The sequence below is a fragment of the Pseudomonas sp. S2_E02 genome (genome assembly GCF_054668355.1).
On sequence record NZ_CP162761.1, the window covers coordinates 6,458,585 to 6,472,477 of the forward strand.

Annotated in this window: 9 protein-coding genes; 3 read left to right on the forward strand and 6 right to left on the reverse strand. The window is 58.8% G+C overall.

Features of this window, described 5'->3' with window-relative positions:
- The first annotated feature begins 151 nt into the window (after nt 1-151).
- Nucleotides 152-4,921, forward strand: coding sequence for an RHS repeat-associated core domain-containing protein (locus AB4O01_RS29075; RefSeq protein ID WP_460090234.1), 4,770 nt, complete (start codon nt 152-154; stop codon nt 4,919-4,921).
- Entirely contained in the window at nt 4,918-5,295 is a 378-nt protein-coding gene (locus AB4O01_RS29080) for a hypothetical protein (protein ID WP_093441580.1), read from the forward strand. Before AB4O01_RS29075 ends, AB4O01_RS29080 begins: the two co-directional genes overlap by 4 nt.
- Before the next feature lie 43 nt (nt 5,296-5,338).
- Here the strand turns inward: AB4O01_RS29080 and AB4O01_RS29085 are convergent, their stop codons facing one another.
- Nucleotides 5,339-7,129 (reverse strand): bifunctional diguanylate cyclase/phosphodiesterase, encoded by a 1,791-nt coding sequence (locus AB4O01_RS29085; protein ID WP_460090235.1) that lies wholly within the window; start codon nt 7,127-7,129, stop codon nt 5,339-5,341.
- A gap of 134 nt (nt 7,130-7,263) precedes the next feature.
- A complete protein-coding gene (locus tag AB4O01_RS29090) occupies nt 7,264-9,348 on the reverse strand; it encodes a carboxy terminal-processing peptidase (RefSeq protein ID WP_460090236.1) in 2,085 nt (694 codons plus the stop codon).
- Between the two features lie 138 nt (nt 9,349-9,486).
- Between AB4O01_RS29090 and AB4O01_RS29095 the strand changes: the two genes are divergently transcribed.
- Nucleotides 9,487-10,449, forward strand: coding sequence for a zinc-binding dehydrogenase (locus AB4O01_RS29095; protein ID WP_257357809.1), 963 nt, complete (start codon nt 9,487-9,489; stop codon nt 10,447-10,449).
- A 145-nt stretch (nt 10,450-10,594) separates the two neighbouring features.
- Here the strand turns inward: AB4O01_RS29095 and AB4O01_RS29100 are convergent, their stop codons facing one another.
- The 4 genes from AB4O01_RS29100 to AB4O01_RS29115 are packed head-to-tail and all read right to left on the reverse strand — an operon-like array spanning nt 10,595 to nt 13,892.
- Nucleotides 10,595-11,248 carry an HAD family hydrolase gene (locus AB4O01_RS29100; RefSeq protein ID WP_460090237.1) on the reverse strand — a complete coding sequence of 218 codons (654 nt, stop codon included), beginning with the start codon at nt 11,246-11,248 and terminating at the stop codon, nt 10,595-10,597.
- 34 nt (nt 11,249-11,282) lie between these two features.
- Nucleotides 11,283-12,272, reverse strand: coding sequence for an ABC transporter ATP-binding protein (locus AB4O01_RS29105; RefSeq protein ID WP_099758418.1), 990 nt, complete (start codon nt 12,270-12,272; stop codon nt 11,283-11,285).
- Nucleotides 12,269-13,069 carry an ABC transporter permease gene (locus AB4O01_RS29110; RefSeq protein WP_007916333.1) on the reverse strand — a complete coding sequence of 267 codons (801 nt, stop codon included), beginning with the start codon at nt 13,067-13,069 and terminating at the stop codon, nt 12,269-12,271. The genes AB4O01_RS29105 and AB4O01_RS29110 overlap by 4 nt, the downstream gene beginning before the upstream one ends.
- Nucleotides 13,056-13,892 (reverse strand): ABC transporter permease, encoded by an 837-nt coding sequence (locus AB4O01_RS29115; protein WP_177413149.1) that lies wholly within the window; start codon nt 13,890-13,892, stop codon nt 13,056-13,058. Before AB4O01_RS29115 ends, AB4O01_RS29110 begins: the two co-directional genes overlap by 14 nt.
- Nucleotide 13,893: the final 1 nt, after the last annotated feature.

The window sequence follows — 13,893 nt, forward strand, 5'->3', positions numbered from 1 at the left end:
TTTTACAGACAAGTCCTACAGTCATCGCCTACTTGCCTGACTTCTTTCCCGATTGATCCCCCGCACAGTTCCCGCGCCTAATTTTTTTGCGCGAGGGAACGCCCATGTTTGATCCGCTTATCCAGCCCACTTCGCCCACCCGCGTGCGTTGATGGACGCCGTCACCCGCATCGAGCAAGCACTCGACAGCTTTCCCGACACCCTCAGCGTTTACCGCGAACAGCTCAAGCATTGGGCCAGTCGCGCGGCGGACGAGGTCAGCCACGCGGCGGATCTGCCGTCACTGGTGGGCATGGAGCGGATCATTCGCTTCGGCTCCGATAGCACTGCCGTCAGCAGCACCGACAACGCGTTTTTCTCCGGTGTCGTCCAGTGCCCGAAGAGTGGCCCGATGCTGATCGAAAGCAAATTCGAGTCGGTCTACGACATTCCGCTGGGCAATATCGTGGTCGATGTGATCGCCATGGACAGTGGCGAAACCACCCCCATCACCCTTGATGCGCAAGGCAAGGGCTCATTCAAAGGAATACCTGGCAAATTCTACCGGGTGCAGGTGCACAGCGCTGTCACTTCGGGTCAGGTCGAGGACCTGTTCAAAGCCTATGACGGCCTGACTGCTGAGCTGGATGGCTGGCTGCGCAGTGAATGGCAGGGTTTAAAGCCGCAATGGTCGCAGTCGGTGGCGACGGCGGCGGGCAACGGCATGCTGGCCGGGAGTTGGGCGGCGATCGAGGGCGTGTGGGACAGCATTGGCTTGCTCTCGGACATTCTCAAGGATCCCGGTCAGTTTGCTGAGCGCTTGGGCAGTGGTGCGGCGGATCTGATCGAGCTGGCGAAAACCGCGCCCGAGGTCATGGAGAAGCTGCAACTGCTGGTCAGTGACGAGGCGGCGCTGTGTCTATTGCTGCGCACTGCCAGCCTTTGGCTGGAGATGCTGCCACCCAGTGAAATCGCCGGCAAAACTGCTGAAGCGGCGTCGATGATGATGGTGCAGTTGCTCATCGATGTGCTGATCAGCGTCGTCTTGACGTTCGTCAGTGGTGGCGCAGGCATCGCTTATCTGACGCTGCGTCTGGCGGACCGCGCCGTGCAATTGCTCTCGGCGGTAAAGCGTTTGGTGAAGGCGATGTTTGGCATCGTCGAAGGGTTCATCAAATACGTCGATCAATACAAAACCGTTGCCGCCCGTGGCATCGCCGCCGGGGTGAAAAAAGGCCGGATGCAATTGCGCTGGAATGCGCAGCGCAACACCTTGTTGAAGAAAGACGAGCATCACGACGACTCACCGGACCAGGCGAAAAACCCCAACGGCGACAGCGCCGATTGCGTGCCGCGCACCTGCACCAACGGTTGTCCGGTGTCGATGGTTACTGGCGAAGAACTGCTGACCCTGAACGATGCGCTGCTCGATGGCGTGTTGCCGTTTGAGTTCACGCGCTTGTATCGCTCCAGCGCCGCCGAAATCGATGTTGGGTTGGGCTTTGGCTGGAGTCATTCGCTGGCGCATCGGCTGGCGTTTGAAGGCGACTTTGTGGTCTGGGTCGACCACGAAAACCGTCGCACCCGTTTTCCGCTACCGAGTAGTGAGCGGCCGGCGATTCACAACAGTTTGTCGCGGGCGGCGATTTTTCTGGGCGAGGAGCCGGAAGAGCTGATCCTCGCGCTGGCCGGGGACACGGCGCGCTTTTATCACTTTCGTGCAGGACGGCTGACGGCGATCAGCGATGCCTATGGCAATCGTCTGACGGTGCAGCGCGATCGGTCTGACCGGGTGCAGCGCCTGGACAATGGCGCCGGGCGCTCACTGCTGTTGCGCTATGAGCAGGCGCAGTTGCTGGGTGTTGATTATCAGGTGTTTCGCGAGGGTGCCTGGAGTACCGAACAGGCGCTGGTCAGTTACCGCTACGACGCGTACCGGCATCTGATCGAAGCGAGCAACGCCGTCGGTGAAAGCGAGCGTTACGACTACGACGACGCTCACGTGATCCTGCAGCGGCAACTGGCCGGCGGCGCGAGCTTCTTCTGGGAGTGGGAGCGGTCGGGCAAGGCTTCTCGCTGTGTCAGGCATTGGGCATCGTTCTCGCAGATGGACACGCGCTACGTCTGGAACGATGACGGCAGTGTCGCGGTGCATTACGTCGATGGCACCGAAGAGACCTACGTCCACGATGATCGTGCGCGGCTGGTGCGTAAAGTCTCGGCGGATGGTGGCGAGCAGCTCAAGGCTTATGACGATGCCGGCCGGTTGATCGCCGAGCGCGATGCCTTGGGCGCTGTCACCGAATACCGCTACGACGACGTCGGACGGCTGATCGCGCTGATTCCGCCGGACGAGGCGCCCACGTCCTACGAGTATCGCAACGGTTTCCTGTACCGGCGTTCACGCGGCGAGGCGGTGTGGATCTACCGGCGCAATGCCGAGGGCGATGTCACCGAGGCGGTCGATCCCGACGGCCATGTCACCCATTACTACTACGACACCCGTGGGCAGTTGCTGTCGATCCGCTACCCGGACAGCAGCCGGCATCGTTTGGTCTGGAACAGCCTTGGCCAGTTGACCGAGGAAACCCTGCCCGACGGTGGCGTACGGCGCTTTTCCTACGATGCACTGGGGCGGCGGACCACAACTGCGGACGAACACGGTGCGGTCACCCGTCAGCACTGGGACGCCGTTGGCCGACTGATTCAGACGACATTTCCTGGCGGCAGCACCCGCGCCTACAGCTACGGCGCCTACGGCCAGGTCACTGCCGAGCGCGATGAACTCGGGCGTATCACCCGCTACGAATACGACGATGACCTGCATCTGGTCTCGCGGCGAATCAACCCCGACGGCACGCGGGTGCAGTACCGCTACGACCATGCGCAACTGTTGCTCACCGAGATCGAAAACGAGTCCGGGGAAAAGTATCGCTTGGATTACACGCCGACCGGGCTGATTCGTCAGGAAGTCGGTTTTGATGGTCAGCGCACCGCGTATGCCTACGACCTCAACGGGCATCTGCTGGAGAAGACCGAGTTCGGTGATGACGGCTCTTGTTTGCTCACCGCTTATGAACGCGATACCGCCGGGCGTTTGCTGGTCAAAACCCTGCCGGACGGGATCAAGGTCAGTTACCAGTACGACCGACTCGGTCGTTTGATCAGTGTCGACGACGGCCAGCAACACCCGCTGGCCTTCGAGTACGACCGTCAGGACCGGCTGATCACCGAGCATCAGGGCTGGGGCACCCTGCGTTACCGCTACGACGCCTGCGGCCAGCTCAAGCGCATGCGCCTGCCGGACAGCAGCGTGCTCGACTACCGCCACGCCAAGGGCGGCGCGCTGAACGGGATTGACCTCAACGGCACGCCGCTGACCCGCCATGTCTACCAGTCCGGTCGCGAACTGCAACGCCAACAAGGTCTGCTGCTCAGCGAATATTCCTACGACGATCAAGGACGATTACTCGCCCACGCCGTAGGCCATCAGCGCGATGCGTTGTACCGCCGCGATTATGCCTACAGCGCCAACGGCAATCTCGCGCACATCGCCGACAGCCGCCACGGCCAGCGCACCTACGGCTACGACGCCCTCGACCGGCTGATCCGCGTCCGTCACTCACGCGACGAGCTGCCGGAATCCTTCGCCCACGACCCGGCCGGCAACCTGCTGATGCAGGACCGCCCCGGCCCCAGCCAGATCCAGGGCAATCGCTTGCTGATGCAAGGCGATCGTCATTACGACTACGACGCCTTCGGCAACCTGATCCGCGAACGTCGCGGCCGCGCACAGACACTCGTCACTGAATACCGCTACGACTGCCAGCACCGCCTGATCGGCCTGACCCGCCCCGACGGCCAGACCGCCAGTTACCAATACGACGCCTTCGGCCGGCGTATCCGCAAAACCGTCAACGGCGAGATCACCGAATTCTTCTGGCAAGGCGACCACCTCGTCGCCGAAAGCAGCGAACACGAATACCGCAGCTACGTCTACGAACCCGGCACCTTCCGCCCGCTGGCACTGCTCGACGGCAAAGGCCCGAAAAAAGCCTGCCCCTTCTACTACCAACTCGACCACCTCGGCACCCCGCAGGAACTCACTGACTACAGCGGCGACATCGTCTGGTCCGCGCAATACGACGCCTACGGCAAAGTCGCCGCACTGACCCTGGCCGGCGAGGACTACCTGAACCAGCCGCTGCGTTTTCAGGGGCAGTACTTCGACGGCGAAAGCGGGCTGCATTACAACCGGCACCGGTATTACGACCCGAGGTTGGGACGGTATCTGACGCCGGATCCGATCAAGTTGGCGGGTGGGTTGAATCAGTACCAGTACGTGCCGAATCCGACGGGGTGGGTGGATCCGTTGGGGTTGACGTCGAACTGCCCGCCGCCGAATAAGCCGGGTTGCGAGGTGCCCGGCGGTATTGGTGGGGCTAAGGTTGACGAGGGTGAGCCCGCGCTACCGAAGATGACGGCGCAGGAGCGTAGAGCGAGGATTGATGACTTGGCGGAGGCAAATGCTTTTAGGCGTTTGGATGAAATGGAGAAAGCCACACCAGGCGCACACTTCGTAGAAAAACATGGCAAACAAACCACATTGGCCTCTCAGCAAGAACGTTCAGTGACGGGAAGAAATCCATCGACCGGAGTCATAGAGCTTTACACCAACGGAAGGCGAGCAGGGCAGCCAAAAATTCCCAGTGCAGCCACTCACTTTTTTAGTAATCGAGACCAACTGAACGCCATACATCGTGCCCAGCTTATTTTTAGGCGGAACGGACAAATCGCGTCGAAGGAGCCAATGAATATGGGCAAAATTGTAGGTGAAGGATACAAGAGGGGGGGAGTCATTTACGGACAGCAAACACATGCGGTAGTAATTCTTGATAGAGCCGGCAAGCCGATAACCTCTTATACGGATTTTATGGAATGAAACGTAAACCTGAGTATTTTGTTTTGCGTGGTCTGCTGTTTCTATTTGATATAGAAAATACTGACGACGACGCTCGTGAAAAAATCATTGTTTCAAAGAACGTGAATGATAAGAAGGAGCTTGCCGAGCTATTCGATATTCTTATGAAACCTGAGTTTCTCTCTTATAGCGTTGAAGAGCGCGAGTGGTGTGTTGAAACGTTGAAACACTATTTGGACGTCGATGATGACTTTGATGCGGTATTCACGAAAATCACCACCTATTTCGATGATGATGTAGAGGATCAACGGCAGTTTATGCAGGTTTTGTTGAGTTGTTTATTGAGGTATCAAATCGAAAATCTAAAGGTTGACCCAGTAAACAAATTTGATTGAGCTGCCTCTTCGCGCGGCCTGAGGGTTTGACAGCTTTCAGGAGTCAACATTGGCCAATTAGCTGCGATTGGCGCAGGTCGGGCGCGGCAAGACTGTCAATCACATGCACGCTGTACCCCGGAATATTCTTCGCATGATGCTTCGCCTGGGAAGCCATTTCCGCGAGTTGACTGGCATCGAGTTGTGCGCAGGCCTCGGGGTGTAGATGCACCACGCCGATGGACAGCGACAACAGCGGAAACTCCTGCCGCACTCCCTGGCGATTCGGTGCGATGAAGCAGCCAGCCTCAAGGTGTTCAGGGCGGTAGAAACGTCGGCACTGACTCTGGAAATCATCAAGCAGTTGATTAAGACGTTTGCGCCAGTCTTCCGGACCGAGGACGAGCAGGAAGTCGTCGCCGCCAATGTGGCCCACGAAGTCGCGGCTCGGGTCGACGCGCTCGTTGAGGCATTGCGCCAGACACAGCAGGACTTCGTCGCCGCGCCCGTAGCCATAAATGTCGTTGAAGGGTTTGAAACTGTCGATGTCGACGTAGCAGATGACCGACTCGCGACCCTGCTGTAACAGGCGAGTCAGGCATTGTTGAATCGGCACATTACCCGGCAGCAAGGTTAGCGGGTTAGCGTAACGCGCCTGTTGGATCTTCAGTTCGGTGATCAGTTTGAGTACGTCGATCACCCGGCCAAGACCCAGGTAGCCGCCGTTAAGAGTAATGATGAAGTCTTCTTCGATGCGTTGCCGCGCGCGGCTAGTGATCAGTCGGCTGACCTGTTGCAGTGACTGGCTCATTTCCACGGCGAGGAAATCGTCGTTCATCAGGCGGCTGATCGGTTTACGCGCGAACAGGTCGGTGGCGAACGGTTTGAGCAGGGCATCCGACAACGAGTGGCGGTGGACGATGCCGCAGGGTTGGCCTTGTTCGTCGAGTACCGCCAGTGAGTTGAGGTTGGCCTGGCGGCGGAAGGCCTCCAGCACGTTGGCGGTGGGTGTGTCGCGGTGCACGGCCGGTTGGTCGTTGAGCAGGGCGCTGAGGTCGCTGCCTTCGTCGTTCAACGCAACGCTGCTGCTGTCGTGTTTGGGCATCAAGGCGCGGGCGTCGCGGGGCGGATGTTCCTGAGGACGTCCGAGCAAGTAACCCTGCACCAGATCGACACCCATTTCCGTCAGCACCGCGAGCTCTTCCGGCAGCTCGATGCCTTCGGCGATGACTAGCGCGCGAGAGGCTTTGGCGATTTGCAGAATCGAGCCGACGAACTCACGCTTCAATGCGTCCTGATGAATGCCATCGATGAAGTGTCTATCGATCTTCACGTAGTCCGGGCGCAATTCCGACCACAGACGCAAGCTTGAATAGCCGGCACCGAGATCATCCAGTGCAATGGAAAAACCCATGGCTCGGTAGTGATGCAAGGCGGTTTGCAGCAACTGGAAATCGTCGATGGGCGTCTGTTCGGTCAGTTCGATGACCACCTGACTGGGCGGAATGCCGAAATCCTGCAGCAACTGCAATGTGCGCCCCGGTTGGTGGGCGGCTTCAAGCAAGGATTCCGGCGAGACGTTGAGGAACAGTTTGCCCGGCAGTTGTTGCTCGTTGAAGCGACGGCAAGCGCTTTGGCGGCAGGCGATTTCCAGCTCGCTCAAACGCCCGGCCTGACGGGCCACGGCGAACAGCGCGATCGGCGAGTGAAGAGGGCTGTTGGAAGGGCCGCGCGTGAGCGCTTCGTAGCCGAGAATGCGCCGTTCCGAGAGACAAATGATCGGTTGGAACAGGCTGTGTAAACCGCTTTGAGTCAGGATCGAGCTCAAGGCACTCAGCTGTTCGGTCGTGGTCATGGCAATCTCTGGCGATAAAAAAAGGACTGGGAGCGTTCTCGATGAAGAGAATGGCTCCCAGTCCTTTATTGCACGACAGAATGATGACTGTTTGATGACGATCCGGGGATCGTCAGCACTAAATTGCCATCACCTTACTTCTTGGCCACCTGATTGCTCAGCTTCAGGTAATCCAGCAGCACGCGCCCGGTTTCGCTCAGGTAGGCATCGTCCTCCGGTTTGACCTTGTCCGGGTCAGCGGCCGCAAGGGCGTCTTCGTCTTCTTTCTTCAGCTCTTTAAGCGGCTCTTCGCCTTTGGCCTTGCGACGGATGTTTTCCATCGTCAGTTGCTTGGCATCGATGTCGTTGTGCTGGGCACGGCGCTCGGCTTCGTTGAGGCTGACGGTTTTTTCTTCCATCAGTTTCTGCGCCAGAGCCAGCTTGTCACGGATGAACACGAACTCGGCATCCTTGGCGGTGCGCGTGTCATGTTCGGACTTGAGCTGCGCCAGGAACGGCTTGAACGGATCGGCCGCCGGTTTGATCGCTGCGCGGATGGTGTCCCACGGCATGGCTTCCGGCAGTGCGCTCTCGCCGATTTCCTTGGTGTCGATCAGCGACGGGTAGTCGATGTCCGGCAACACGCCCTGATGCTGGGTGCTCTGACCGGAAACCCGGTAGAACTTGGCCAGAGTCAGCTTCAGTTCGCCGTGGTTCAGCGGCTGAATGGTCTGTACGGTGCCTTTACCGAAGGTCTGGCCACCGATGATCAGCGCGCGGTGGTAGTCCTGCATGGCGCCGGCGAAGATCTCCGAAGCCGAGGCGGACAAGCGGTTGACCAGCAACGCCATCGGGCCTTTGTAGAACGCGCCCGGGTTTTCATCTTCGAGGACGTCGACACGGCCATCGGCATTACGCACGAGGACGGTCGGACCCTTGTCGATAAACAGACTGGTCAGTTCGGTGGCCTCCTGCAGGGAACCGCCGCCGTTGTTGCGCAGGTCGATGACCACGCCGTCGACTTTGTCTTTCTGCAGTTCGGTCAGCAGTTTCTTGACGTCGCGAGTGGTGCTCTTGTAGTCCGGATCACCAGCGCGGAACGCCTTGAAGTCGAGGTAGAAGGCTGGAATCTCGATCACGCCGAGTTTGTAGTCCTTGCCGTCCTGTTTCAGGTTGAGCACGGACTTCTTCACGGCCTGGTCTTCAAGCTTCACCGCTTCCCGGGTGATCGGCACGATCTTGGTGGTCTGGTCGTTCGGCGCATTGCTCGCCGGAATCACTTCCAGACGCACCACGGTGCCTTTCGGACCACGGATCAGTTTGACCACTTCGTCCAGACGCCAGCCGACCACGTCGACCATCTCTTTGTTGCCTTGGGCAACACCGATGATCTTGTCGGCCGGGGCAACCTGTTTGGTCTTGTCAGCCGGGCCTGCCGGCACCAGACGCACGACTTTCACCTGGTCGTTGTCGCTTTGCAACACGGCCCCGATGCCCTCGAGGGACAGGCTCATGTTGATGTCGAAGTTTTCCGCGTTATCCGGCGACAGATAGTTGGTGTGCGGATCGTACGACATGGCGAAGGTGTTGATGTACGCCTGGAAGATGTCTTCCGGACGGGTCTGGTCCAGGCGCGCCAACTGGTTCTTGTAGCGCTTGGTCAGGGTTTCCTGGATCTGCTTCGGCTCTTTGCCGGCGATCTTCATCCGCAGCACTTCGTCCTTGACGCGTTTGCGCCACAGGTCGTCGAGTTCAGCGGTGGATTTGAGCCAAGGTGCGTCCTTGCGATCGATCAGCAAGGTCTCCTTGGTGGTGAAGTCCATCTTGTCGACGCCTTTGTTCAGCTCGGCAAGGGCGAAGTCCAGACGCGCCTTGACGCGGTCCAGATAGCGCTTGTAGATGGTGAACCCGGCGTTGAGGTCGCCGCTTTTGAGGAAGTCGTCGAACTGGGTCTTCCACTTGTCGAATTCGATGATGTCGCTGGCCATGAAGTAGCTGCGCGACGGATCCAGCAGCTTGAGGTAGCTGTCGTAGATGATCACCGAGCGCGCATCGTCGAGCGGCGGCTTGCTGTAGTGGTGACGCTTGAGCAACTCGACGACGTTCAGGCTGGCGATGACTTCATCGCGATCAGGCTGCAACTTGTCCCAGCTGTTGGCTGCGAATGTAGTGCCCGACACCGGCAACAAACCGATACCGATGAAAAGAGCGAGGGCGGTGCTGGGGAGCAAATGCTTCATGCTGATTCGACGCGGGGACAATTGATAACGCATATTAGGCCGTCTTTGAAGTCGCCGGTTCTACGAGAGCCGGTCGCATAATGCAAAAAGCCCGGCGCTACAGCTTCGGGCTCAGTCCAGACTCACTATGGAGGCACTGTGAAGGCATTGCAAGGCGTTGACGGTCAAGTGGCATGGGTTGAAGAGCCGAGTCCTACGTGCGATGTAGGACAAGTCCGCATCCGAGTGGCGGCAGCGGGCCTCAATCGCGCTGATTTATTACAGAAAGCGGGGCTTTATCCGCCACCACCAGGGGCCAGCCAAGTGCTCGGTCTTGAGTGCTCCGGGGTGATCAGCGAGGTCGGCGCGGGGAGTGCGTGGCAGGTCGGTGATCGGGTTTGCGCCTTGTTGGCCGGGGGCGGGATGGCCGAAGAGGTGGTCGTCGACGGGCGGCACGTGCTGCCGGTTCCCGAAGGCGTCTCGCTGATCGAGGCCGCCGCATTGCCTGAGGTTTATGCAACAGTCTGGCTGAATGTGTTTCAACTTGCGGCGCTCAAACCGGGTGAGAAAGTTCTCCTGCATGCCGGCGCAAGTGGAATCGGTTCAGCCGCTATTCAGTTGTGCAAGGCGTTCGGCAATCCGTGCTGGGTCAGCGTCGGTTCGGCCGAGCGTCTGGCTTACTGTGAAGCACTCGGCGCGCAGGGCGGGGTGGTGCGCACCGATGATCTGGAGAGCCTGCGTGATTTCGGGCCGTTCAATGTGATTCTCGATCCGGTCGGCGGTAATTATTCGGCGCTGAACCTGAAGCTGATGGCGCTCGATGGGCGCTGGGTGTTGATCGGTTTGATGGGCGGCCGTGAGGCCAAACTGGATCTGGCGCAGGTCTTGGCCAAGCGTGTGCAACTGCTGGGCTCGACGTTGCGCAGTCGTGACGATCAGTTCAAGGCGGACCTGTTGAGTGATCTGGGTCAGCAGGTGTGGCCGTTGTTTGCGGAAGGGCGCTTGAGTCCGCAGTTGGCCAAGGCTTTTGCGGTGAAGGATGCCGAGGCGGCGTTTGCGGAGCTGGCGAGCAACAAGGTGGCTGGCAAACTGGTGTTGGTGATTGACGAAAGTCTGAGCTGAGACCAAGGCAAAAAGCCCCTCACCCTAACCCTCTCCCAAAGGGAGAGGGGACTGACTGAGTTGTTCTGTCGAGCTACATCGACCTGACACATGGTGTCGAACTCGGGTTCGGAATGTCAGCCTGCAATTGCAGATTAAATCTTTGTCATTTCCAGAGGTGGATTGGCCAGTTGGCCTTTTCGGCGTGTTCCAGCAGCACTGGGTCCGGATTCACCACGTGTGGGAAATCCACTTTCAGCAACAACGGCAGATCATTGCGCGAGTCGGAATAGAAACTCGCACCTTCCAGATTTTCTTCCTCGGCATCCAGCCATTCCAGCAAACGGGTGATCTTGCCTTCGCGGTAGGTCAGGGTGCCAACGGTGTGACCGCTGTAAACGCCATGGGCGACTTCCAGTTCGATCCCCAGAATTTCATCGATGCCCAGTCGATCGGCAATCGGTCTGACCAGGTGCGTGCCCGACGCCGAGATCACCAGAATCCGGTCGCCGGCCTTGCGGTGGGCGGCGATGGTTTTGGTCGCGTCGCTGAAGATGATCGGTTCGATAAAGTCTTCCACCCACGGCCCGACCAGATGATCGACTTCTTCTGGCGTACGGCCGATCAGCGGTTCGAGGCTGAACTCCATGTACTCTTCCATGCGCAATTTGCCATGGCTGTAGGCGTCCATCAGCTCGTTGTTCTTGCGCATGAACGATTCGGGATCGACCCAGCCCAGGCGTCCCATCTGCTCGCTCCAGAGGGTGGCGCAGTCGCCGTGGATCAACGTTTCGTCCAGATCAAAAATTGCCAGGGCCATCAGTGCAGTTCTCTCTTCAACGTCAGCAAAGTCATCAGGCTACCTCACACAGGGCCGTTGGATCGATGGAAAGTGCCAGTCGCTGACCGTCGGGATGCAGATCGGCCGCCGAGCGGTTGAGCACATCCACCACCAGTTCGACACCGCGCGCTTCGATCCGGTAGCGGATGACATTGCCGAGCAGGCTGTGGCTGCGGATCTGCGCGTCGAGTTCGCCGTCAAGGCTCAGTTCGATGGCTTCCGGGCGAATGGCGATGCGGTGGTTGATCGGGCGCTGCAACAGCTTTGATGCGTCGTCGGCATCAAGCAGGTTGTAGTTGCCGATGAAGCCGGCGGCGAACACATCGACCGGTGCGGTGTAGAGGGTTTCGGCATCGCCGCTCTGGACGATTTTTCCCTGATTCATCAGGAAAATCCGGTCAGACATGGTCAGCGCTTCTTCCTGATCATGGGTGACGAAAATCGTCGTCAGGCCGAGTTCGCGTTGAATCTGCCGGATCTGTTCACGCAAGTGTTTACGAATTCGTGCATCAAGGGCCGACAGCGGCTCATCCAGCAGCAGCAATCGCGGACGCGTCACCAGCGAACGGGCAAGGGCAACACGCTGACATTGGCCGCCGGACAACTGATGCGGATAGCGGCTGGCGAAGTCGTTCAGTTCAACCAGTTTCAACACTTCCGAAACGCGTTTATGGCTGTCGTCGGCATTAACCTTTTGCATGCGCAAACCGAAGGCGACGTTTTGCTCGACGGTCATGTTGGGGAACAGCGCGTAGCTCTGGAACACCATGCCGATCCCGCGTTTCTGCGGACTCAACGGCACGATATCGACACCATCGAGCAGGATCTTGCCGCCATCGACCGGCGTCAGGCCGGCGATGCAACGCAGCAGGGTGGACTTGCCGCAACCGGACGGGCCGAGCAGGGTGACGAACTCGCCCTTGTTGATCTCGCAATTGATGTCGCTGAACACGGTCGTGCCAGCGTAGTTTTTCTGCAGGTGTTGGACGCTGACATAGCTCATTCGCTTTTGTCCTTGTTCAAGATGTTGGCGATCCAGGTCAGGACCAGCACGAAAAAGAAATATGAGATAACCAGGGCACTGGTGAAGTGGCCGCTGCTGTTGCGCATGTTGTTCAGGTACACCTGCAGGGTTTCGTAGCGCGTGCCGACCAGAATGTTGGCAAACACGAACTCACCGAACAGGAACGAGAACGACAGCAGCAACGCGACCATCAGGCCTTTGCGCAGGTTCGGCAGCACCACCAGAAACGCCGCCTGAAAGGTGCTGGCGCCGAGCAGTTGTGCGGCGTCCATCAGGTCGCGCAGGTTGATCGCTTGCAGGTTGTTGGTGATTGCCCGGTACATGAACGGCAGTGCCACGGTGAAGTAGCAGCCGATCAGGATCCACGGTGTACCGACCATGGCCATCGGCCCGGAACCGTAAAGTTGCAACAGTCCCACCGACGACACCACCGGCGGCACCGCGAAGGGCAGCAGGATGAGGATGTTCATCAGCGCATCGAGTTTCGGGAAGTGGTAATGCACCACGAACAGCAGCGGCAGGATCAGCACCACTGAAAGCACCAGTGCGCCGACGCAGACCAGCAACGATTGACCGAAGGCGTGAAGGAAACGTGGATCGCTCCACAACTGGATGTACCACTTGAAGGTGAAACCGCTGGGCAGGATGGTCGCTGACCAACTGCTGGCGATCGAATAAACCAGCGTGCCCACGAGTGGCAGCAAGAGTATGGCGAACAACAGATAAACCACGACGCGGTGGTAGAGGCCGGCCGGGCCGGATTCAGCGCGAGACATGGTAGCTCCTCTTCAACAGCAGTTGATGCACGACAGTGACGATGGTCATCAGCGCCACCAGCACCACGGCCAGAGCGCTGGCCAGATTCGGGTCGAGGGAAATGTCGCCGGAGACCATCGCCGCAATCCGGATCGGCAGCACGTTGAAGTTGCCGGTGGTCAACGCATACACCGTGGCGTAGGCACCGAGGGCGTTGGCCAGCAGAATCACGAATGTACCGAGCAGCGCCGGGGTCAGCACCGGCAAGCCGATATGCCGCCAGAATTGCCAGCCATTGGCGCCGAGCAATGCGGCGGACTCGCGCCAGTCTTCACGCAGCGCGTCGAAGGCCGGGTAGAGCAGCAACACGCCGAGGGGGATCTGGAAGTAGGTGTAAAGGATGATCAGGCCGGTTTTCGAGTACAGGTTGAAGTCCTGAATGATCCCCGACTGCTTCAACATGATGGTGATGCTGCCGTTGAAACCGAGCAGGATGATGAACGCGAACGCCAAAGGCACACCGGCGAAGTTGCTGGTCATGTTGGCAAAGGCATTCACGAAGTTGCGCAGTTTCGAATCGACCCGACGCAGAGAGTAGGCACCGAGAACGGCGATGACGATGCCGAACACGCTCGACCAGAAACTGATTTCGAGGCTGTACTGGATCGCCTGCAAATAGAACTTCGAGCTGAAGATCTTGCTGAAGTTGGCCAAACCCCAGCCGAACTCTTCCGATTGCAAGCTGTTGATCATCACCCAGACCAGCGGGGCGATTTCAAAGACGATAAAGAACAGCGCGAAGGGCACCAAGCACAGCGCCGCCAGCCATTTGCCGCGATTCATC